General features: G+C 59.7%; 20 protein-coding genes and 1 tRNA gene. 11 read left to right on the forward strand and 10 right to left on the reverse strand.

Annotated elements, in window-relative coordinates; all coding sequences use genetic code 11:
• The first annotated feature begins 7 nt into the window (after positions 1-7).
• From ASD50_RS15345 to ASD50_RS15360, 4 genes are all read left to right on the forward strand, one after another.
• Positions 8-1,282 (forward strand): FAD-dependent oxidoreductase, encoded by a 1,275-nt coding sequence (locus tag ASD50_RS15345; protein ID WP_056242935.1) that lies wholly within the window; start codon positions 8-10, stop codon positions 1,280-1,282.
• Between the two features lie 146 nt (positions 1,283-1,428).
• Positions 1,429-2,067: a TetR/AcrR family transcriptional regulator gene (locus ASD50_RS15350; RefSeq protein ID WP_056242937.1), complete on the forward strand. Its 639-nt coding sequence runs from the start codon at positions 1,429-1,431 to the stop codon at positions 2,065-2,067.
• Positions 2,068-2,101: 34 nt separating this feature from the next.
• Entirely contained in the window at positions 2,102-3,121 is a 1,020-nt protein-coding gene (gene ilvC / locus ASD50_RS15355; protein ID WP_056242938.1) for a ketol-acid reductoisomerase, read from the forward strand.
• 259 nt (positions 3,122-3,380) lie between these two features.
• Positions 3,381-3,671: a hypothetical protein gene (locus tag ASD50_RS15360; RefSeq protein ID WP_056242940.1), complete on the forward strand. Its 291-nt coding sequence runs from the start codon at positions 3,381-3,383 to the stop codon at positions 3,669-3,671.
• 185 nt (positions 3,672-3,856) lie between these two features.
• Here ASD50_RS15360 and ASD50_RS15365 read toward each other — a convergent pair whose 3' ends face one another.
• Positions 3,857-4,363, reverse strand: a complete 507-nt coding sequence (locus ASD50_RS15365; RefSeq protein WP_056242942.1) for a BA14K family protein — start codon at positions 4,361-4,363, stop codon at positions 3,857-3,859.
• Positions 4,364-4,520: 157 nt separating this feature from the next.
• Between ASD50_RS15365 and ASD50_RS15370 the strand changes: the two genes are divergently transcribed.
• Complete coding sequence (locus tag ASD50_RS15370) at positions 4,521-5,633, forward strand: endonuclease/exonuclease/phosphatase family protein (protein ID WP_056242944.1); 1,113 nt, start codon at positions 4,521-4,523, stop codon at positions 5,631-5,633.
• Positions 5,634-5,642: 9 nt separating this feature from the next.
• Positions 5,643-6,365, forward strand: a complete 723-nt coding sequence (locus tag ASD50_RS15375; RefSeq protein ID WP_056242946.1) for a hypothetical protein — start codon at positions 5,643-5,645, stop codon at positions 6,363-6,365.
• A gap of 25 nt (positions 6,366-6,390) precedes the next feature.
• On the opposite strand, the gene ASD50_RS15380 is transcribed toward ASD50_RS15375, so the two are convergent.
• From ASD50_RS15380 to ASD50_RS15390, 3 genes are read right to left on the reverse strand one after another with little or no spacing between them, the layout of a single operon-like run.
• Positions 6,391-7,599, reverse strand: coding sequence for an ABC transporter permease (locus tag ASD50_RS15380; protein ID WP_056242948.1), 1,209 nt, complete (start codon positions 7,597-7,599; stop codon positions 6,391-6,393).
• A complete protein-coding gene (locus tag ASD50_RS15385; protein ID WP_056242950.1) occupies positions 7,596-8,309 on the reverse strand; it encodes an ABC transporter ATP-binding protein in 714 nt (237 codons plus the stop codon). Before ASD50_RS15385 ends, ASD50_RS15380 begins: the two co-directional genes overlap by 4 nt.
• A 4-nt stretch (positions 8,310-8,313) precedes the next feature.
• Positions 8,314-9,612, reverse strand: a complete 1,299-nt coding sequence (locus ASD50_RS15390; RefSeq protein WP_056242952.1) for an efflux RND transporter periplasmic adaptor subunit — start codon at positions 9,610-9,612, stop codon at positions 8,314-8,316.
• A 110-nt stretch (positions 9,613-9,722) separates the two neighbouring features.
• On the opposite strand from ASD50_RS15390, the gene ASD50_RS15395 reads away from it, so the two are divergent.
• Together ASD50_RS15395 and ASD50_RS15400 are read left to right on the forward strand one after the other, a co-directional pair.
• A complete protein-coding gene (locus ASD50_RS15395; protein WP_056242954.1) occupies positions 9,723-10,634 on the forward strand; it encodes a PhzF family phenazine biosynthesis protein in 912 nt (303 codons plus the stop codon).
• A gap of 136 nt (positions 10,635-10,770) precedes the next feature.
• Positions 10,771-10,846, forward strand: a tRNA-Lys gene (locus tag ASD50_RS15400).
• A 409-nt stretch (positions 10,847-11,255) separates the two neighbouring features.
• Here ASD50_RS15400 and ASD50_RS15405 read toward each other — a convergent pair.
• The 6 genes from ASD50_RS15405 to ASD50_RS15430 all read right to left on the reverse strand — a co-directional run bounded on the left by ASD50_RS15405 (position 11,256) and on the right by ASD50_RS15430 (position 17,256).
• Entirely contained in the window at positions 11,256-11,951 is a 696-nt protein-coding gene (locus tag ASD50_RS15405; protein ID WP_056242956.1) for an ABC transporter ATP-binding protein, read from the reverse strand.
• On the reverse strand, positions 11,952-12,695 hold the full coding sequence (urtD, locus tag ASD50_RS15410) for an urea ABC transporter ATP-binding protein UrtD (protein ID WP_056242958.1): 744 nt from the start codon (positions 12,693-12,695) through the stop codon (positions 11,952-11,954).
• Complete coding sequence (urtC, locus tag ASD50_RS15415) at positions 12,695-13,792, reverse strand: urea ABC transporter permease subunit UrtC (protein WP_056242961.1); 1,098 nt, start codon at positions 13,790-13,792, stop codon at positions 12,695-12,697. Before urtC ends, urtD begins: the two co-directional genes overlap by 1 nt.
• Before the next feature lie 24 nt (positions 13,793-13,816).
• Positions 13,817-14,719, reverse strand: coding sequence for an urea ABC transporter permease subunit UrtB (gene urtB / locus ASD50_RS15420; protein WP_056242962.1), 903 nt, complete (start codon positions 14,717-14,719; stop codon positions 13,817-13,819).
• A gap of 167 nt (positions 14,720-14,886) precedes the next feature.
• Positions 14,887-16,194 carry a transporter substrate-binding domain-containing protein gene (locus ASD50_RS15425; RefSeq protein ID WP_056242965.1) on the reverse strand — a complete coding sequence of 436 codons (1,308 nt, stop codon included), beginning with the start codon at positions 16,192-16,194 and terminating at the stop codon, positions 14,887-14,889.
• A 369-nt stretch (positions 16,195-16,563) separates the two neighbouring features.
• On the reverse strand, positions 16,564-17,256 hold the full coding sequence (locus ASD50_RS15430; RefSeq protein ID WP_056242967.1) for a response regulator transcription factor: 693 nt from the start codon (positions 17,254-17,256) through the stop codon (positions 16,564-16,566).
• A 361-nt stretch (positions 17,257-17,617) separates the two neighbouring features.
• On the opposite strand from ASD50_RS15430, the gene ASD50_RS15435 reads away from it, so the two are divergent.
• The 3 genes from ASD50_RS15435 to ASD50_RS15445 all read left to right on the forward strand — a co-directional run bounded on the left by ASD50_RS15435 (position 17,618) and on the right by ASD50_RS15445 (position 21,700).
• Positions 17,618-18,058 carry a hypothetical protein gene (locus ASD50_RS15435; protein ID WP_056242969.1) on the forward strand — a complete coding sequence of 147 codons (441 nt, stop codon included), beginning with the start codon at positions 17,618-17,620 and terminating at the stop codon, positions 18,056-18,058.
• A 105-nt stretch (positions 18,059-18,163) separates the two neighbouring features.
• A complete protein-coding gene (locus ASD50_RS15440; RefSeq protein WP_200952425.1) occupies positions 18,164-20,554 on the forward strand; it encodes a N,N-dimethylformamidase beta subunit family domain-containing protein in 2,391 nt (796 codons plus the stop codon).
• Between the two features lie 75 nt (positions 20,555-20,629).
• A complete protein-coding gene (locus ASD50_RS15445) occupies positions 20,630-21,700 on the forward strand; it encodes a hypothetical protein (protein ID WP_056242974.1) in 1,071 nt (356 codons plus the stop codon).
• Positions 21,701-21,714: the final 14 nt, after the last annotated feature.

The raw sequence follows: 21,714 nt of genomic DNA on the forward strand, positions 1-21,714 counted from the left end.
GGACCGATTGGGCGGCAAACTCGAAATAGCGATCTGCGGGGCAGGGCCGGCGGGGCTTGCCGCGGCACTTTATCTGAAGCGCGCCGGCCATCGCGTGACCATTTTCGAGAAGTTCGACAAGGTGGCTCCGGTCGGGTCCGGCTTGATCCTGCAACCGACCGGGCTGACCGTGTTGCACGATCTTGGGCTATTCGGACAAATCATGGACCTCGGCAGTCGCATCGATCGGTTGCATGGCATCGACGCGACGTCAGGCCGTACGGTACTCGATGTGCGCTATGGAGCGCTTGCCGGCGGGCGGTTCGGGCTGGCAGTGCATCGCTCGGCATTGTTCGGGGTCCTTGAAACGGCGACCCGGCGCGAAGGTCTCGCTATCGAAACCGGGGTCGATGTCGAAGGCCTCGACGTCGGGGAAAGGGCCATGTTGATCTGTACGGACGGGCGCCGGATCGGACCGTTCGATCTCATCATCGATGCCACGGGTGCCCGATCCAGGTTGCGGCATTTTGCCGATGCGCCTTGCGAGCCCACGGCCTTGGCATATGGCGCGTTCTGGGCTTCGCTCGACTGGCGCGGCGAAGGCTTCGACGAGCGCGCGCTGTTGCAGCGCTATGACAAGGCAAGCGTCATGGTCGGTGTGCTGCCAATTGGTAGCCCGAAGCCCGGCGCTGGCCGAATGGCTGCATTTTTCTGGAGCCTGAAGCCGGAGACGGCCCAACAGGTTCAAGCCGCAGGTATCGAGGCGTGGAAGGAAAGGATCGTTCGGCTTTGGCCCGAGTGCGAGGCCTTCACGGAGCAGATCGACGGCTTCGACCAGCTTACGCTGGCCCGCTATGGCCATCATACGATGAAAGTGCCTGCGGGCCGACGACTGGCGGTAATCGGCGATGCGGCGCATTCGACCAGCCCGCAGCTCGGCCAGGGCGCGAACATGGCGTTGCTGGACGCCGCGGCACTTGCCCGCGCACTAGGGTCATCGAAGGATGTTGAAGCGGCGTTGACGCGGTATGCGCGGACAAGGCGACGGCATGTGCGGGTTTTCCAGATGCTGTCGCGCATGTTCACGCCCTTCTACCAATCGGACTCCACCTTGCTGCCTTTCCTGCGCGACAGGCTGGTGGCGACGCTTGCGACAATCCCTCCCGCGCCGCAGATACTGGCAGCCCTGGTGGCGGGAACCGTGGTCGATCCTTTCGAGGCGACTGGCCTTGCCGAACTCGACTGGCGTGCGCATCCGGCAGCTTCCACAGAAGCAAAGGACTGGCAGAAAAGACCGGCGTGAATGCCGGCCGGATCGGATCGCGCCACTCAAACCGGATTGCCGTGAACTTGCCGGTCAAATTGACTTGCGCCCAACGCAGGAATTTGGCATATGCCGAACCGTAACGTACGGTACGCAATCAAATTCATTCCGGCAGGAAGAACGTGTTGCAGGCAGACGGAACCTTCGATGGCGAAAGGCTGACGGAGCGTCAGAAGGACGTGCTGGACGCCGCCTTGCGTTTGCTCGTGGAGGAAGGGGACAATTTGACGATGGCAGCCGTGGCGCGGCGGGCAAGCTGCTCCAAGGAAAGCCTCTACAAATGGTTTGGCGATCGCGACGGCCTGCTCAATGCGACGGTGCGCTGGCAGGCTTCCAAGGTGAGGGTAGCGCCGGTCGATCAAGGCAAGGTCGACCTGATTTCGCTGACCGAGAGCCTGGAAGGCTTTGCCCGCGATTGGCTGAAGGTGATTTCCAGCGATACCTCGATTGCGCTGAACCGCGTCGCCATCAGCCACGCCGGGTCGGGAAGGGACAATCTGGGCGCCATCGTGCTCGATAACGGACGCTTTGCGCTGGCCAAACGGCTGAAGCCGGTTCTCGATGCCGGCAAGCGCAGCGGCGTCCTGGTTTTCGAGGACGCGGAGACGGCGTTCAGGACATTTTTCGGGCTGGTCGCGCGCGATGTGCAGATCCGCCTCCTGCTCGGCAACTGGCCGGGCATGACCGAAGCGGCGATCGCCGAAGACGCGGCGCGCGCCACAAGACAGTTTCTCGCCCTCTACGGGGCAAGGAAGACCCAATAGGACTATTCGATTAGAAAACGGGAAGGATTCCAACATGCGTGTCTATTACGATCGCGACGCCGATCTCAATCTCATCAAGGGCAAGAAGGTTGCCATTATCGGCTACGGCTCGCAGGGCCGGGCGCATGCGCTGAACCTCAAGGATTCGGGCTGCAAGGAAATCGCCATCGGCCTGAAGCCGGGTTCGGCGACCGCCAAGAAGGTCGAGGCCGACGGTCTCAAGGTGATGAGCGTTGCCGATGTCGCCAAGTGGGCCGACCTGATGATGATGGCGACGCCCGATGAACTGCAGGCCGACATCTACAAGAACGAAATCGCGCCGAACATCCGCGACGGCGCTGCCATCGCTTTCGCACACGGCCTCAACGTACATTTCGGCCTGATCGAGCCGAAGGACACCGTCGACGTTGTCATGATCGCGCCGAAGGGCCCGGGCCACACCGTGCGCGGTGAATACCAGAAGGGCGGCGGCGTGCCGTGCCTGGTTGCCGTCAACCACGATGCTTCCGGTAATGCGCTTGATCTTGCCCTGTCCTACGCCTGCGGTGTCGGCGGTGGCCGTTCGGGCATCATCGAGACGAATTTCCGCGAAGAATGCGAAACCGACCTGTTCGGCGAGCAGGTCGTGCTGTGTGGCGGCCTGGTCGAGCTGATCCGCGCCGGTTTCGAGACGCTGGTGGAAGCCGGCTACGCGCCGGAAATGGCCTATTTCGAGTGCCTGCACGAAGTGAAGCTGATCGTCGACCTGATCTACGAAGGCGGCATCGCCAACATGAACTACTCGATCTCGAACACCGCGGAGTGGGGCGAGTATGTCTCGGGTCCGCGCATCATTACAGCGGACACAAAGGCCGAGATGAAGCGCGTTCTGAACGACATCCAGACCGGCAAGTTCACCAGCGAGTGGATGCAGGAATACCGTGCCGGCCTCGCGCGCTTCAAGGGCATCCGCCGCAACAACGACAGCCACCAGATCGAGGAAGTCGGCGCCAAGCTGCGCGCCATGATGCCCTGGATTGCGAAGAACAAGCTGGTCGACAAGGCCAAAAACTAAAAAATCCTTTTCGGCGCGTTCTGCTGGCCATCTGGCGCGGTCTTCTCGGCTTCCGGTGCTCACGTACCTTTATGTACGCTGCGCTCCGGCTCCTCGAAGCCCATCGCCAACTGGCACAGCGGACCGGGCCGCCACCCGATTTTTACGCCTGAGGGGCCGGTGGTGCAGACCGCCGGCCCATTTCTTGTGTTCCATTCCGGAACAGGCAGGCTGGCACGTTTCTGGCTTGGCCCATGCATGGGACAACTGGAAAGGGACGATGGACACGATCAGGGAAAAGTCGATCGGGCTGGACGGCGAGGTCTTTGCCGAACGCCGCGCCGTCACGCGCCGGCGCGTGCTGAAGGGTGCGACATTGTCGTTCAACAACGGCTACGGCGCGCTGGAAGGTCTGGTGCGCAACGAATCGGAACGCGGCGTCTTGCTGAATTTCGGTGAAACCTCGGCGGTGCCAAGCAGTTTCGATCTCACCATAAAAGGATCGCATGCGCGCAGCGCACGGGTGAAATGGCGCGACATGACTCGCGTGGGCGTCGAGTTCGCCGACTAGGAGTGTGCGTGGATTTGGATGACGGTGGCCTGCAAACGGCAGCCTACTGCGCTTCCGATGCTCATGTAGCCTCGTGTACACTGCGCTTCGGTTCTCGAACGCTGCCGCTTTCGGCTCAAGCTGATCCAAATCTCCTGCACACCCTCAAATGGCGCCGCAGAAGCCGCGGCGCCATTGGTATCGGATCAGCTATAGGGCGACCAGCACTGCTGGCGCGGCCCGTTGTAAGGCTGGAAGGTGTTGTCCCAAGCCCGGTATGAGCGATAGCGGGCGTAGCACCAGCGCACATGCGCATTGCCGACGCGCTGCGGTCGATAATAGCGGCGCGGCTCGTTGTAGTACCGGTAGGCAGGTGCGATACCCAAACCCAAGTAGAAACCCGAGCCGTAGAAATTCCTGTGATGCCGGCGTTCCCGCCAGCGCCAGTCGTCATGATGGCGGCCGCGCCAGTGATCGCGGTTCCAGCGACGCCAATATTGCGAATTGCCTGACCTCGGGCCGTCACCGGCCCATTCGTCGCGGACAGGCACTACCTGATTGCCGCCCGGCATGATGGCGCCCGGTGTTGCCGAGAGCGGTACAGCCGGTGTGGCCACCGGCGCCGGCCCGGCTAACGAGGGAGCTGACAGACCTGCGACTAGGAAAAGCGCCGCAAGCCCGGTTTTGACTGGCAACGAAAACAGCGGTTTCATCTGACACTCCAAAAGATGATGCCCCAACGCCCGATCTCCCGGAACTGAGGGGACAATGAGGTTTTGCCAATGAACGGGGGATGAACGGAAAAAGTTCCGTCAGCCAAACTCCTTGCCGGACTTGTGTTTGGCGCGGCTTGCAGGCAATTGTCGGTGCATGTCGCTGCGCCTTGCCACCTTCAATGTCGAGAACCTGATGAACAGGTTCGATTTCTCCGGTTTCCGCAATCAGCTCAACCAGGACAGGACGCTGGCCCTGTTCGACATCAAGACGGAAGCCGAGTACCGGGCGCTTGAGCAGGCGCGCGCCATCGCGCATTCGGACGACACGCGCCAATTGACCGCGCTGGCCATCGCCGCGACGCGGGCCGATATCATCTGCATGCAGGAGGTGGACAACGTCGAGGCGTTGAAAGCCTTCGAATACGGCTACCTGTTCAAGATGGTGGGGCAGGGCTACCGGCAGAAATTCACCACGGCGGGCAATGATTCGCGGGGCATCGACGTGGCGCTGATGATGCGCGACGAGACCGGGCATGGCCAGCCGATCGAATTCGTGCGCATGACCAGCCACGCGCATGTCACGTTCGAGGAGTTCGGGCTTCACACGCCGGAACTGGCGGCGCTCGGACAGGAGCCGCATGAGCGCATTTTCCGGCGCGACTGCCTGGAAATCGATCTCAAGGTCGATGGCAAGCCGCTGACGCTTTATCTCGTGCATTTCAAGTCGATGGGCTCGCCGCGCAACGGGCTCGATGGACGGGCGGCAACCATGCCGATCCGCGTTGCCGAGGCACAAGCCGTGCGCCGCATCATCGAGGAGCGCTTCGGCGTCGATCACGCCGCCGACAAGCGCTGGGCAATCTGCGGCGACATGAACGACTACCGGCAGCGTGTCCTGATCGACGGCGATGCGCATGAAGGCTATCGCTTCGAGGTGGCTGACGAGAACCAATCCTGCCTCAACGTGCTTTTGGCTGGCGGCTTTTGCGAGAATGTCATCGAGCGGCGGCCGGAAATGGACCGGTGGACGCTCTATCACACGCGCGGGCCGCAGGAGCGGCATCTTTGCCAGCTCGACTACATCCTGCTGTCCAAAGGACTGGCGGCACAGAACGCAACTGCGGTGCCGGATATCATCCGCAACGGCCAGCCTTTCCGCACGCCCTTTCCAGTGGGGCAGGAGGTCGAACGCTTTCCGCGCGCGGGATGGGACAGGCCGAAGGCTTCCGACCACTGCCCCGTGGCGGTGACGCTGGATATCGTTTGAGTGTCATCTTTGAATTTCGACCTGCCTCCCGATGTCATACTGCCGGTCGATCGGATCGACGTGCGGCTCGACACGGGTGTGCACCCGTTCGAGCGGGACCATGCGCAGGCGATAGAAGAGAACTGGCAGCGCGAGACCGCGCGCAACCCGGCGCTTTTCAACGGCACGGTGGTGCTTTTGTCGAGCCTCGCCTATCGGGGCGGGAAATTGTCTGGCACGTGCCATCCGGTGCGGTTTGCGACCTTCATGCATTGGCGCAACAACCGCGAAACCCCTGGCACCGCGCATGCCTTTGCGCACGCAATGCTGGTCTCCGGCGACGGCGCGCTGGTGGCTATACGCATGGGATCGCATACGGTCAGCGCCGGGCGGGTGTATTTTGCCGCCGGCTCATTCGAACCGTCCGACTTTTTCGATGGCATCGTCGATATCGACTACAACATGATCCGCGAGGTTCGGGAGGAGACCGGACTTGACCTGGGCCGGGCCGCGCGTGGCCAACGCTGTCATGTGCTGGCCACGCAAGGGGGAATAGTGATTTTCCGCCGCTACCGGATGGCCGAACCCGCCGAGACCATAGTGGCGCTCATCGAAGAGCATGTCTCGAAGGAAACCGAGCCGGAGATTTCAGGGCCGGTGGTCATCCGCAGCGCCGATGACCTTCCCGATGGGTTGATGCCGCACATGCTGCCGCTGGTGCAGTGGCACTTCGCCAATCCGGATTCAGGCTGACGGAGTAAGCTCTCCAGCGAGGCGGCTATTCGTGCCGCAGCGCCTCGATCGGGTCGAGCCGTGCGCCCCGAAGCGCGGGGAAGAAGCCGAATATCATGCCGATCAATGCCGAAAAGCCGACGGCCAGCATGACCACGGCGGGGCTCGGCACGAATGGAATGGCGAGTGTTGCCGAGGCGACGCCGGCCAGCGACAGGCCGATGACGATGCCGATGATGCCGCCGAGCAGCGACAGTACGGTCGCCTCAACCAGAAACTGGATGAGGATGTGCTTTTCCTGCGCGCCGATGGCCAGCCTGATGCCGATCTCGCGCGTTCGCTCCGTGACGGACACAAGCATGATGTTCATGATACCGATGCCGCCGACCAGAAGGCTGACGCCGGCGACCGCGCCCAGCATGCCGGTCATGGTAGTGGTGGCGCTGGTCATGGTTTCCGCGATCTGGGTCATGTCGCGGATGTCGAAATCGTCCTCGCCGCCGGGCTGGATGTGGCGCACGTCACGCAGGATGTTTTCGACGCGCGGCAGGAGCTCGGTCGTGGTGGTGGCGTCGTCGGCGGCAACGTAGATGTTGTCGATGTCGCGATTGCCGGCGATGCGGCGCTGGAAGGCGGTGAGCGGCATCAGGACGACATTGTCCTGGTCCTGGCCGAAACCGGTGTAGCCCTTCGATTCCAGCACGCCGATGATCTTGCAGGTGGTGCGGTTGACGCGGATCAGCTCGCCGTCGGGGTCGCCGGATTGGAAGAACTGGCGGCGCACGGTTTCGCCGATGAGGCAGACGCCCGCGCCACCTCGCGATTCGGATTCGCTGAAGGCGCGCCCGGAAACGAGCGTCCAGTCGCGCGCATCGAGGAAGGCGGCGTCAGTGCCGGTGACGCCGGCGGTGAGGCTTTCGGTGCCGTAGATGACGCGGACCTGTTTTTGCGCCGCAGGGGCGACGGCGCGCGCGCCGATGAGGCGATGGTTGAGGGCGTCGAGCTCCTTTTCACCGAGCTGGCGGCGCACCACGTCATGCCCGCCGGGGCCGGGAGGACGGCCGGCGCGCACGACAAGCAGGTTCGAGCCGAGCTTGGCAATGTCGGACTTGACCTTTTCCGTGGTGCCGGAGCCGATGGTCAGCATGGCGATGACGGCGGCGACGCCGATGACGATGCCGAGCAGGGTCAGGAACGAACGCAACGCATTGCGGCGGACCGAACGAAGGGCGAGGCGCACCGTTTCCCAGATCATGATGCCACCGCGCGCGGACTGGTGCTGACATCCGACGCCACATGGCCATCGAGGAAGCCGATGGTGCGCTGGGCATAGGCTGCCACGTCTGCTTCATGGGTCACCATGACGATGGTCAGGCCAAGGTCGGTGTTGAGGTGGGTGAGCAGTTCCATGATTTCGTGGCTGCGGGCGGTGTCGAGGTTGCCGGTCGGCTCGTCAGCCACCAGAAGGGTGGGGCGGGTGACGATGGCGCGGGCGATGGCCACGCGCTGCTGCTGGCCGCCGGAGAGTTCGGCGGGCGTGTGGTGCTCGCGGCCCTGAAGGCCGACCTCTGCCAGCGCTTTCATGGCAAGCGTGCGGCGTTCGCCCGCCGGTACGCCGCGATAGATGAGCGGCAGTTCGACGTTTTCCGCCGCAGTGGTGCGGGGCAGGAGATTGTAGCCCTGGAAGACGAAGCCGATGTAGAGGTTGCGCAGCAAAGCGCGGCGGTTGCGGTCGAGCCGGCCGGCATCGACGCCCATGAAGGAATAGGTTCCGGCGGTCGGCGTATCGAGGCAGCCGATGACGTTCATGGAGGTGGACTTGCCGGAGCCGGACGGTCCCATGATGGCGACGAATTCGCCGCGGCGGATGACCATGTCGACGCCGGCAAGGGCGTGGACCTGGGCCTCGCCTTCGCCATAGGTCTTCCAGACCTTGTCGAAGGTTATCAGCAAGGGGCCGGCCAAGGGACTAGCTCCGCTGCTGCTGGGCGGTGATGACCTTGTCTCCCTCCGACAGGCCGGACAGGACCTCGGTCAGTTCGCCATTGGTGGAGCCGATCTTGACGTTGACCGATTGCGGTGCGCCGTCCTTCAGGATGTAGAGCGTGCGTGAACCGTCGGGGGCTGGTGCGGCCTGCTGGCGCGACCGGTTTCCGCCCGGGCGCCCCATGCGGCCAGTGAACATGTCGAGCAGGCTCCAGCTTCTCGTTGTCTGAGCGACGGCCGGCCGGTAGCGGAAAGCTGCCGATGGCACCGTCAATGCATCCTTGGCCTCTTTGGTAACGACAGTGACCGTTGCCGTCATGCCGGGGCGAAGCAGGAGTTCGTCGTTGATGACATCCAGCCTTGCATCATAGGTGACGACGCCGTCGGTGGTGACCGAGGCGTAGGAGATGTCGCGGATATCGGCATTGAAGGTGCGGTCGGGGAAGGCATCGACGGTGAAGCGGGCCTGCTGGCCGGCCTTGACCGTTCCGATATCGGCCTCGTCTATGGCGGCCTTCAATTCCATTTTCTTCAAGTCTGCGGCGATGACGAACAGGACGGGCGCCTGCAATGACGACGCCACGGTCTGGCCCGGATCGACCGAGCGGGTAAGGACGATGCCGTCGATGGGAGCATAGATGGTGCTCTTGGCAAGATCGGTCTGTTGCGACTTCACGTCCGCCTCGGCAATGGCGAGGTTGGCTTCAGCGATGTCCTTGGCGCTGCGCGAGCGGTCACGCGTTGCGGTGGCGGCTTCAAGTGCCTGATCCGTCGCCATGCCGCGCTTGGCAAGGGCTGCCGCGCGCTCCAACGCCTTCTCGTTTTCCCTCAGCGTGACGGCGGCGTCCTCGACATTGGCTTCGGCGGCCTTGGCGGAGGCTTTCGCGCGCTCGATCTGTGCCTCGAGCTTGGAGGTGTCGAGCGCGGCAAGTACGTCGCCCTTGTTCACCTCCTGGTTCTCGTCTGCCGAGACGGAGCGGACGACGCCCGACAGTTCGCTGGAAATATCGACCTGATTAAGCGGCTGCAAAGTGCCGGTGGCTGAGACCTCGACGGTGAGGTCGGCAAGGGCCGCAGGCTGGGTAACGTATTCGATGCGCACGGGTGCCGCTGTCAGCCGGGTATAGGCAAAGATTGCGGCTGCAATGACGGCCAGCGCCAGCAGGACGTAGAGCCACATTCGCCGGCGCCGGATGCCGGACACACCCTTGCTGTCCAGCGCGAGACTGGCTTCGATGGAAGCATCCGATTCCGCGCGTGGCGGATTGACAATCTGGTCCATGGCGGACCCCTATAGCAATGTGGCATCCCTGAATGTCACACATCAGGCCTTAGGGACTGAAATACAAATTAATTTTCGCTCATGTTTGGTGTCGCGTCGGGGTTTCGACAATGCAGGGACGCAGCTATCTGCTCTATGACGTGTTCACGACCGAGCGATTGACGGGCAATCCGCTTGCTATCGTGCTGGACTGCGATGGCCTGGATGCCAAGGCGATGCAACGGATCGCACGCGAGTTCAACCTGTCCGAATCGGTGTTTGTGCTGCCGGCCGACAATGCCGCGCACCGGGCTCGCATTCGCATCTTCACGCCGGACTATGAGATGCCGTTCGCCGGGCACCCGACGGTAGGTAGTGCCGTTGCCCTTTCCGAGTTGAGCAATTCCGCTGACGTGGCCGGTATTTTCGTTCTTGAAGAAAATATCGGCCCGGTGCGCTGTGCAGTAAAAAGGGGCGAGGAAGAGACCTTCGCGGAGTTCGACCTGGCAAAGCTGCCTGAACCGTTGGACCTTTCCGCCGACGCGAAAGCGATTGGCGCAGCACTCGGGCTTGGACCGCATGAGATCGGTTTCGAAAACCACAAGCCCACATTCTGGTCGGCGGGCGTTCCCTATGTGACCATTCCGGTGAGCGGTCTCAGCGCCGCGGCCAAGGCCCGGTTGGACAACCAGGCGTGGGCGGAACTTGCACCGCGCAAGAGCGAGTGGGCATTTGCCAGCCCTTATATCTACTGTCGTGAAACGGTGAACCATAACAGCGCCTTTCATGTGCGCATGTTCGTTCCGGGAAATCCTTCCTACGAGGACCCGGCGACCGGTTCGGCCGCCGCCGCCTTTGCCGGCACCATCATGCATTTCGACCAGCCTGGAGACGGCCTGTCGAGCTTGTGGATCGAACAAGGGTTGGAAATGGGAAGGCCTTCCCGGATACGGCTCGAGCTTGACGTCGAGCACCGGAAACTGATTGCAGCGCGTATTGGCGGCCATGCGGTTAAAGTCGGCGAAGGCCGGATTTTCGTGTGATGTGCGGGTGAAATTTCATCGTCGGACGGATGAACCCCAACTAGTTCGGCGATTTGTCGGGAAATGATCGTACAGGGCTAGACATGCCAGATAGCGCCGGTTATATGCGCGCCAACGCTGGTTTCTCCGGCGGCGTGGGTGTGTAGCTCAGTTGGTAGAGCAGCTGACTCTTAATCAGCGGGTCCACAGTTCGATCCTGTGCACACCCACCATCTCCTCTCTTGTTTCTCTTTGCCAGAAGAATGCGGTCAATGCTTCCGCGGCAATGCGCATGCCTCGCAAGATGGCTGCATAGTGACGTCGGGAAGCCGAATCCAAGTGGTGAAATCTATCGGCTGTCTTGGGGGCTGTGTGGTCTCACGCTTGTTTTTGCTCGTGATGCTCCGTTTTGGCGCCATGATGCTGCACGATGGCCGGAGCCAATTGAGGTTGTTTACGTGAGGTCCCCAGGGCGTCAGCTTCCAGGCTTGCCGTGGGACTCCTTGGTCCGAAGCCTTCAAAAACACGGCTGCGAGTCTCCTCGGTGTTTTTGCCGTTATCCACTTCTGCTGAGGCTGATGGTCAATCAGTCCGGAGAGTCGCTATTGTAATATATCCGACTCTCCTATTTGGTAATTTATTCTATATTGAAAGATAAGTATTAACGACATCGTCGGTAAGTTCTTCGGATGTTCCTGAATGAACCAGTCTCCCTGTATCCATGATAATGAATTTGTCGGACAGGGACTTGGCGATTTTTATATGCTGCTCGGTCAGGACAAGCGTTATTCCGATGTTTTTATTCAGCCGGACGAGCGTGTGATAAATGTCTTCGACGATGTTCGGCTGGATGCCTTCGGTTGGCTCGTCGAGAAGAAGTATTTTCGGATCGGTCGCCAGAGCGCGCGCGATGGCGAGCTGCTGCAACTGACCGCCTGAAAGGAAGGCTGCCTTCTTGTCCAGGTTTTCGCGCAAGTAGGGGAACAGTTCCAGGCATATCTCGGGGATCTGCGCCTTGATGCCTTGGCGCGCGAAAGTGCCCAGAAGGATGTTTTCGCGAACGGTGAACTTGCCGAAAATCCGCCGGCCTTGAGGCACGTATCCCAGCCCGGCAATGGCCCTTTCCGCGGTGCTGCGCTGCGTCATTTCCTCCCCGTCGATGGATATTTTTCCATCGATCCGGGTGGTCAGCCCCATGACCGTCTGCATGAGCGTGGTTTTGCCCACGCCATTGCGTCCGATAACGCACAGGCATTCGCCCTTCTTCAAGTCGATGTTTATCCCGTGAAGAATAGGGGTCTTGCCGTAGTACGACGTTACGTCAACAAGCCGGAGCATCTAGTGGATCCCCTCAGTGCCGAGATAGACGTTCCGTACCTGCGGATTGTTTTCTATCTCCGTTATGGTTCCTTCGGCGAGCAGCTTGCCCATGTGCATCACCGTGATGACGTCGGCAATCTCCCTCACGAAGGACATATCGTGCTCGACGACGACCAGCGTGTGGCTGCCTTTGAGTGTGTTGAAAATCTGCGACGTCTTGTAGGTTTCCTGCTCTGTCATGCCTGCGGTCGGCTCGTCCATCAGAAGCAGAACGGGGTCCTGCATCAGCACAAGCCCGATTTCCAGCCATTGGGTCTCGCCGTGCGAGAGCAGGCCGGAGACGGTGTTGGAGCGGTCTTTCAAGCCGATCAGGTCGGTGATCTCGTCGTAGCGCTTCTGTCCCTTGAAGTGCTTGAACGAGAGCATGTTGAGAAAGGGGTCCTTGTTGCGGTTGAACGCGACCTCAAGGTTCTGCCTTACGGTGAGTTCCTTGAAGACAGAGGGGATCTGGAATTTGCGGCCAACCCCTTTCCGGGCGATCTGGTGTTCCGACAAGGCGGCGATGTCCGTACCCATAAGGCTGACGGTGCCTTCACTGACACGTTGACGCCCCACGATCAGGTCCATGCATGTGCTTTTTCCCGCGCCGTTCGGCCCGAGCAAGCAACGCAACTCGCCCTTGTTGATGGTCAGGTCCAGTCCATCTATGGCGGCAAAATCGCCATAGCGCTTGCTCACATTCCTTAGTTCCAAGAGCGACATCATACGGCCCTCTCGATTGCTACGCCGGAGGTTTCGGTTTCCGACTTGCCGGTGAAGTATCCAAGCGCGTCCTCGATCAGGCCGACAAGGCCGCGAGGCAGGAACAGCACGACCCCGATGAATATCGAGCCGAGGACGATCATCCAGACATCCTGGAGTTCGTCTCCCATGTAGCTTTGCAGCCCGTTGACTAGATACGCGCCGAGGATGGCGCCGAGCAGCGACAGCCGGCCGCCCACAGCCGCCCAGATGACTGCGGAGACGCTTAGCGTGAGTTCAAGGGAAGTGGGCGATACATATTGGACGACCATCACCCAACAGAGGCCGCCGCACGCCGCGATGAAACCGGAGATCGCAAACACGATGACCTGATAATAGGCGACGTTGTAGCCGAGAAACCTGACGCGCTCGGGATCATCGCGGATGGCTTGCACAATCAAACCAAACTTCGACTGCATCAGTAACTTTGCTGACAGCGTGAGTGCAGCAAGGAATCCAACGCAGATCAGGTATGCCGTCGGGCTGTAAGGATCGATCGAAACGCCGGCAAACTCGAATGGCATGGGCGGTGATATGCCGTTGAACCCCGATGTGAACGGCTGCATGTCGTAGGCCATTGCGTACCAGGCAGCCAGCATCGCAAGCGTCATGATCGCAACGAAAACCCCGGCAACGCGTGCCTGGAACATCATTGCCCCGAAGCCGATGAAGAATATCGTTGGCACGGCAATGGTGAGCGCAAGCCCGATCGGGGTGGACCAGAACGGTTCCCAGAGCAGAGGCAGGGTGCTCAGGTCATTCGTCAGCATGAAGCTTGGAACCGGGTCGGATACCGGATCCTGGAACTGCATCTGCATGGTCATGCCCATTCCATAGGCCGCCAAACCAAATGCAATTCCCTGTCCGAGGCTAAGTATTCCGCCATATCCCCAGACGAGGCTGACCGAGACCGCGAGCATCGCAAAGACCGCATAGCGCGCGAGCTGGTTAAGCAGGAACGGACTGTCGAACAGGGCTGGAACAAGCGCCAGCAGGCAGAACAGTCCAATATATGCCAGCCACTGGGCTTTTCGGTTGTGATAGATATTTGCAGACACGATTTCTTCTCCAAGCCGGCCGCGTCAGCGACGCTTCATCCCTTCGGTAATGAGACCTTGCGGCCTGAACCGAAGAAAAATGACAATAAGAGTGAACAGGACGAACCTCGCGAAAGTATCATTCGTGAAGTAGGAAAAGATCGACGCCAGCTCTCCAAGGATAATTGAGCTGAATATGCTCCCGAGCAGCTGGGTTCCTCCAACAACGACGACGAGGAAAGCTTCGACGATGTAGCCGCTGCCCATGTCCGGCAGCAGTGTCTTCAGTCCGCCGAAGAGAGCCCCGGCGACGCCGGCAAGTCCGGCGCCATAGGCAAAGGTGATGCTGTAGATGCGGTTGCTATCTATGCCGAACGAGGAAGCCATATCCGGGTCTGCCATCACGGCGCGAACCCTTATGCCCCAGGTGGTCCGGTAGGCGATGTACCAGGTTGCGAATATGAGCGCGGCGGTAGCGAGGATGATGAAGAGCCGAAAACCCGGCAAATGCAGGAATCCGAGGCTTACCTGAAAATTCAACCAGCTTGGAATGGACACATATTTGGGGGCGGTTCCGAAGATCACCCGCACGCCCTGGATCAAGATCAGCGACAGACCCCACGTCGCGAGAAGCGTGTCGAGTGGCCGATTGTAAAGCCTTCGGATGATCGTTCGCTCGATGAACAGCCCGAAAATGGAGACAATGATAAATACGAGAGGAAGGCATAAAAGGAACGGTATGTAGAAAAATGTTTGCAGAACATAAGTCGTATAGGCACCGAGCATGATCAACTCGCCGTGGGCCATGTTTATGACGCCCATGGTTCCGTATATGATTGTCAGCCCGACTGCGGCGATCAACCATATGCTTGCGATACTCAGCCCGATGAACAGGGCATTGAGAAATGAATTGAGTTCGAATGGTGTCCAGAAATCCGTAACGCTCATTTTGGTGCAGCCTTCCCAGGCACTCAGGTGGCTGGCAGGCAGCCACGTTGAATGAATTCGTATCGTTCGTGACGCGAGCGGGAACAGCGCGCGCCATGACGGACGCGCCCTGTCGATCGTGACGTAGCCGGGTTGGAACCGCTCCCTTTGCAGGGAGCGGAGTTGGGCTAGAGGACGCCCTTTTGTATGGCGCCGGCTGGCGTATGGAGACCGTCGGCCTTGCAAACGCCCCGATCGGGATAGATCTCGAAGGGATTGGGCCCGACGTGCTGATCGGCCACCTTGATGATCTTGAACTGGCCGTCGCCCTGGCACTGGCCGATCTTCGGGCGCAGCCACATGTTGAAGTTGTCCGGGTCGATCCAGACCTTTCCTTCCGGCGAGATCTCATCGCCGATGGTGACGCCGCCTGATGCGTCCCTGATCATGCGAGGTGTTATCGCCTCGATGTCCCCGGTCTGGGCCAAGGCTTTTTCAAGCCCTGCCTTCCAGAAGTAAACGGCGAGGTAGGTTTCTTCCATGTTGTAGTGGGTGACGCCGCCGCCGCCATATTTGCTGCCGAGGTATTTCTCGACAAATCGGTTGTTCGTCGGCGTGTCCAGCGCCTGGAAGTATGGCGCTGACAGGAAGTGTCCGGCACCGGCCTCGGCACCCATCGCGCGGACCTCGATTTCGCCGGTCGTAAGGGAGGCAATCGGCATTTTGTCAGCCTTGAAGCCTTCCGAGAGGAACTGCTTGTGCATGGCGACGTCTGAATCGCCGATCAGGGTGGAAAAGATGAAATCAGGATTGGCCTGACGAATCTTGTTGAAGATCGGCGCAAATTCGGAACCGCCGATGGGGACGTAGTCCTCTCCGAGCACTTCGCCGCCGACTTTCTCAAGCCAAACGCGAGCGACCTTGTTGGACTCTTTCGGCCAGATGTAGTTCGAGCCGACAAAATAGACCCGTTTGCCGAAGTTCTGGACCATGAACGGAATGAGGTCCTGCGAATGCTGGTTGGCGAGGGGGCCGGTGCAGATCACGTTTTGCGTGCACTCCCGTCCTTCATAGCATGTGGGATAGTAGAACAGGTGATCCCGGGCCATGACGAAAGGTGCTACGGCGCGACGGCTGGCTGACGTATAGCCGCCAATTGTCGAGATGACGCGATCGCTGAGAATGAGCTGGCTGATCTTCTCCGAGTAGACCTTCACATCGGATTTGGCGTCGATGACGACCGGCTCCACCTGCATTCCGGCGACGCCGCCATTGGCGTTTATTTCGTCGATGGCAAACAGCACGACCTGGGTGGAATCATTCTCCACGACGGCAAGGGGGCCTGACTGCGAAAACAGCACGCCCAGCTTGATAGTGCCATTCTTCGAAATCCATGGCTGTGCACGCGCCGAACTGGGGCGGAAAATCGCCGGCGTCGACAAGGCGAGCGCAAGGGCGCTGCTTCGCTTGATCAAGGAACGTCTCGTAATTGTCATTGATTGTCCTCCCTAAACACAAATTTTTATGGAATTGACCAAAATTGGTTCGGAGCATGGTTGGCCGCTTACGGACGCTCGGCGCTTGTGTATGCCCATAGGTATTAAGGCACATTATGCCAAAAGGGTCAATTACCTTTTGATAGTATATATACCTTTGGCATGAGCCCAAAGAGCATATGCCTTCGCCGCGCCCAATGGTTCATGCGAGGGAGGTTAGCGCTGTTCGGCGTATTTTGAGCAAAGCTGGACCCCGGACGGAGCACTGCTGCCGTCAGTGAAGCAATCTCATAGGTGAAGTGGGGCCGAGGGCTTGCAGGTGGACATCAAATGCTGAATGGCAGAATCACCAAAGCGATTGGAGGCCGTTCAATTCTCTTGCGACAGCCGATTGAACTTCGCCACGGCATCGGTGCGGCTCTTGGCGCCAAGCGCCTTGTAGATGCGCGAGAGATGCATCTTGATGGTGCCTGGAGTGAGCCCCAGTTCCTCGGCGACGTCCTTGTTGGACCGTCCTTCGGCGATAAGCTGAAGCACCTTGACCTGGCGCTCGGTGAGAGGGCCGTTTTTGGTCACGACGCCACTATGTGACTCCCCAAACCCGGAGCCCTCATTTTCGCTGACAAGCAGGTCTTCAGAGCGGCCGCGTATCTCCAACGCCAGCGGCGGGACGTAGATCCCCCCGGAAAGCACAAGGCGGATGGCATTTATTGTAACATCGGGGGATGATGTCTTTGGGATATAGCCTACGGCTCCCACCCGCAGAACCTGGCGGATTATCTGGGTCTCTTCGCGGACGGATACCACGACAACCGGCAAATCCGGCCAAGTGTCACAAATTTCCTTGATGCTCTCGACCGATTGCATCCCCGGCATCAGAAGATCGATGAGAAGGAGATCCACGGGACCATCTTCCAGCTTCCGCAAGACCTTGTCGTAGCTATTGCACTCGACGATGGTTGTGTCCGGATGGAGTGTCTTGATGAGAATCCCAAGGCCGCCGCGCACCAGCGCGTGATCGTCTGCAATTGCGATCTTGAAGCCTGGATTATTTTCCAACATGCGAACTCCGGGCGGATATCAAGCGGATTCAGGCGCCCGTGGGAAACTGCCGCGCTAACTCGCTTATATTGTTGAATCTTAAGGGGTGCGGCAGCGCAGATCAATACTTTGTTGGTTCCGCGCATGGGCGACAGCTGACGATGCCCGACAACTCAGCCTTCCTCGCCGCCGGGCTGGCGCCATATCTACCAATGGCCATATCGGCGTGTTGACTTATCTCAAATGAATGGTATCGTTTGGCAGTGGCATACAAAAATAGTGCCATAAGTTACTAAATAAAAGCCAGACCGGAGAATTCTGAGTGCATTTGAAGCTCAGGAGGCATGCGGCGCTATCCGAGCAGAACAATTGGAGGAAATGAATGGTCGCTATTCCCAAGATGGGCACTCCCGAAGCGGATGCCCTCATCAAAGCCCACAAGGAATGTACAGACTCGATGAAGGGGGTCGCAGGGTTCTCCGTGCTCAAGTGCGAAGTCCCCGGAGATACGACCACCGTGTCTGGAGGGGTCCACGAAGACCCGGTCCTGCGCAGGGTCCTGCTTCGGATGCGCGGCGCGTCTCCCAAGGGGAAGCTCGTGGTCATCTGCACGAAAGTGGATGCGGAATGGCGGATCGGAAGATTGTCCGGGGTTCGCGGCGTTCCGCCGGTATTTGTCAATGACAAGGTCTATACCGACGAGCAGGAAATCCAGCACGACATATTCGTCATGCGTTTGCAGGAGCTGCCGGAAGAAGATCTGACTGCTGCGCAGTTTCACGAAGGCTGGAAGCGCCGCAGCGACAACTGGCCGGCTACCTGACCGGAATCCGAAAACAACAACTCAATCTTCAGACGCGTGTTGGGGTCGGCTTTTGCCGACGTGCAAGCCCAACGCGGCGGAAAGATATTAGCTAGGAAACTTGATATGTGCGCAATGCGACTGACGGGGTATGCAGACAAGTTTGGTGTACACCCGGGCGACAAGATCAAATTTTTCGTCAACTGTGACGGACCCAGCGAATACACGGCCGAAATCGTCCAGATGATCAACGGTGACACGAATCCCCGTGGACCGGGCTTCATCGAGAAATCGATCAAGGCTGATGTGAACCGCACCTACAAAGGCCGCAAGCAGGTCATTCACAGCGGATCGTATGGATTTGTCGAGGATTGCAAGCAGCTCCGTGTCGAGAGCTTCACGCTGCAGTGCTGGATCTGGCCGACGACGCCGAAGACCCACCCCCAATACTGGAAGCATGGTGCGCAGGGGCTCGTGTCGAAATGGTCCGACAACAAGGGCTATGGGCTGTTCATCAATGAGGACGGGGCTCTTGAGCTTCGCATCAACGAGCATCGGATCTCGACCGGGCAGACCATTCGCGACCACGCCTGGCACTTCGTCGCCGCGACCTTCGACGCTGCAACCGGCGATGTCGTCCTGTATCACGAGCCTCAGATTGTCTACGCGCTCGATCCGGTGATCGAGCCTGTGAAGACGAAGATCAAGGCCAAGATCCAGCATTCGAACATTCCCGCTGCGATCGCAGCCTATGTCGAGAAACTGGACAACGGCTCGCTGGCGCGTTCGTCCAAGCCAGCTGGAGTTGTGCTTGGCGGAAAATACAACGGCAAGATCGACAGCCCGAGAATCTGCAACCGCGCTTTGAACCGGACCGAAATCGAGTTGATGAAGCTCGGCGCCCAGCCCGGCCTCACCGAGCGTCGCAATTCCGGTCCTACGGATGCGCTGTCCGAAACAATCGTCGCGGCATGGGACTTTTCGGACGGGATCAGCACCAGGACGGCCAAGGATGCCGGGCCATATCGCCTCGATGCGGAGATCGTGAACTGCCCGACCCGTGCATTGACCGGCTACAACTGGTCTGGCCAGAACTTCGACTGGAAGCATGCACCGAAAGAGTATGGCGCGATCCATTTCCACGACGACGACGTGGACGATGCGCGCTGGGATGCCGACATCGAATGGACGGTTCCGGCAAAAACCAAAAGCCGCTTCTACGCGCTCAAGCTGACAACGGCACAGGGCGACGAAGACTACATACCGTTCTGGGTCGTTCCGAAGATCGGTGAAGAGCAGTCGAAGATTGCGGTCATGGTGCCGACAATCAGCTACATGGCCTACGCCAACGAACACCTGGCGTGCAACGCAGGCGGCGCTGAACTGTTCGTCTATCGCGTTCCGATCATGCAGCAACAGAACATGTTCGTGTCCGAACACCGCGAATACGGCGGCTCGATTTACGACACGCATACCGACGGGTCCGGCATCTGCCTGTCGTCGCGCTTGCGCCCGATCCTGAGCATGCGACCGAAGTACGATCACTTCCTGGCTCAGGCTCCCTGGCAGTACCCGGCCGATCTCCACTTGATCTACTGGCTGGAGACGATGGGATACGAGTACGACGTGATCACGGACGAAGACGTGACGTATGAGGGGCTCGCGCGCCTCGAAAACTACAACGTGATCATCACCGGCTCGCATCCGGAGCATAACACCGGCACGCAGCTCGACGCGCTGCACAACTATACCCAGCGCGGCGGCCGCCTGATGTATATGGGCGCCGATGCCTGGTACTGGGTGCACACATTCCACCCGGCCTACGACGATCAGGGCCGTGGCGTCGTTACCGAGATGCGGCGCTGTGAGTCGGGCATTCGCACTTGGCGTGCCGATCCCGGCGAATACTACCACCAAAGCAACGGCGAACTGGGCGGCATGTGGCGCTTCCGCGGTCGCTACCTGCACTCGGTGGCCGGCGTCGGCATGTCGTCCGAAGGGTTCGACATCTCGTCGTACTTTACCCGTACGAAGGACAGTCTCGATCCTCGCGTATCCTGGGCGTTCAAAGGGATCGACTACGACGAAAAGCTCGGCAACTTCGGCCTTGTCGGGGGCGGCGCGGCCGGCCTCGAACTGGATATCGTCGACACGATGCTCGGCTCCCCGCCGCACACACTTGCGGTCGCTACTTCGGCGGGTCGTCACACGGAAGCATACCTGCTTGTCACGGAAGACTTCGGCTTCAACCAGCAGGGCCTCGACGGCACGGTGCACCCGCGTGTTCGCGGCGACATCGCGTTCCATGAGACGCCGAATGGCGGTGGCTGTTTCTCGTTTTCATCCATCGCATTTTGCGGCTCGCTTCCCTGGAACGACTGCAAGAACAACATCTCTACCCTGGTGAAAAACGTGCTCGACCGCTTCTCCAAGGACGGACCGCTTCCGGCGGCACCGGCGGGGTCGGTCAAGTATCGCGGCCGCGCGGACTACGAACCCGCGTCGCTGGGTAGCTGATCCTTCCAGATGAATGACAGCTCACGCCTGGCGCTGCCCGGCGTGAGCTCCACCAGTCTCGTGATGAGGTAAGCCGTGTTACATCGCCCGGAACTTGGCTACTACGACGAAGGACAGGACTTCGCTGCTGCCACATTCTATGAAAAGTCGCTCAACGCGCCCGGCCATGCGCGGATGCTGCCGCCTTCCGCCTTTCGCTCCCGGGTTTTCCCGTTGCTGGAAGACGAGGTGATTTGGGCGAAAGACTGGGTTTGTGTCGGCTGCGAGCAACAAATTTCCAATGCCGGAGACCTGCTTCCGTTTACGGTAGGGGTTCACGGAATCCACGTTCAGAGAACTTCCGATGGCTTTGAAGCCCGGTTCAACAAGGCTCAGCACGGAGGCTGCCGGATAATACCGGCGCAATGCCAGACCGGCACGAAGACGCGATGCTCATTTACTTCGTGCGGTTACAGCAGGGACCGTGATGTCATACCTGCAACCGATCTGGGTAGCGATACACCCGAGATGCATCAGTATCTGGGGCTGCAACCGGACCGGCTTCTCAAGGCGCAAGTCGCGTCGTTGCATTCCCTCCTGTTCGTCAATCTTGATCCTTCAACGCCGCTTCCAGCCCGTTCATGGGACGAACTTGGTTCTTTTGGATTCTTCGACGGTGACAGGCAAGTTCGCCGTGCCGGCAAATGGCTGGAATACGATGCCAACTGGAAATTACTCGGCCAACACCTGACCCGCGGCATGACGATCTCGGCAAGCGACGACGACGGCTGGATCGTAACCGAGAGTTCCGACAGTTCGCCGGTCATGAGAGCTGCCTGGCTGTTTCCAAACCTGGTTCTGATCAAGGCGGGAGACGAGACCTGCGTGATCGTCCTGCAGCCAACGGCAGTCGGGCGCACAATGTGCCGAATTGGCATATACGGCCCAAATCCAACATCGTTTGCCGAATGGCAAATGCGCCTGGACCGATTGGCGGAAGGCGCAATCGAAGCCCATCGTTTTATTTCAAACTGGGGAACGGCGTCGCAGCCGGAAAGCATCGGGCGTGAGCTGCCATATCAGGCGGATGCGGTGGGGCTTTGGATGCAGGGCCAGATCGCCAAACGCGCCGGCAAGTCCCAAGCCAAACATCTTGCTACCTTGTAGAAGAACGGATCCGA

The organism is Mesorhizobium sp. Root552 (genome assembly GCF_001427285.1).
Classification (GTDB): Bacteria; Pseudomonadota; Alphaproteobacteria; order Rhizobiales; family Rhizobiaceae; genus Mesorhizobium.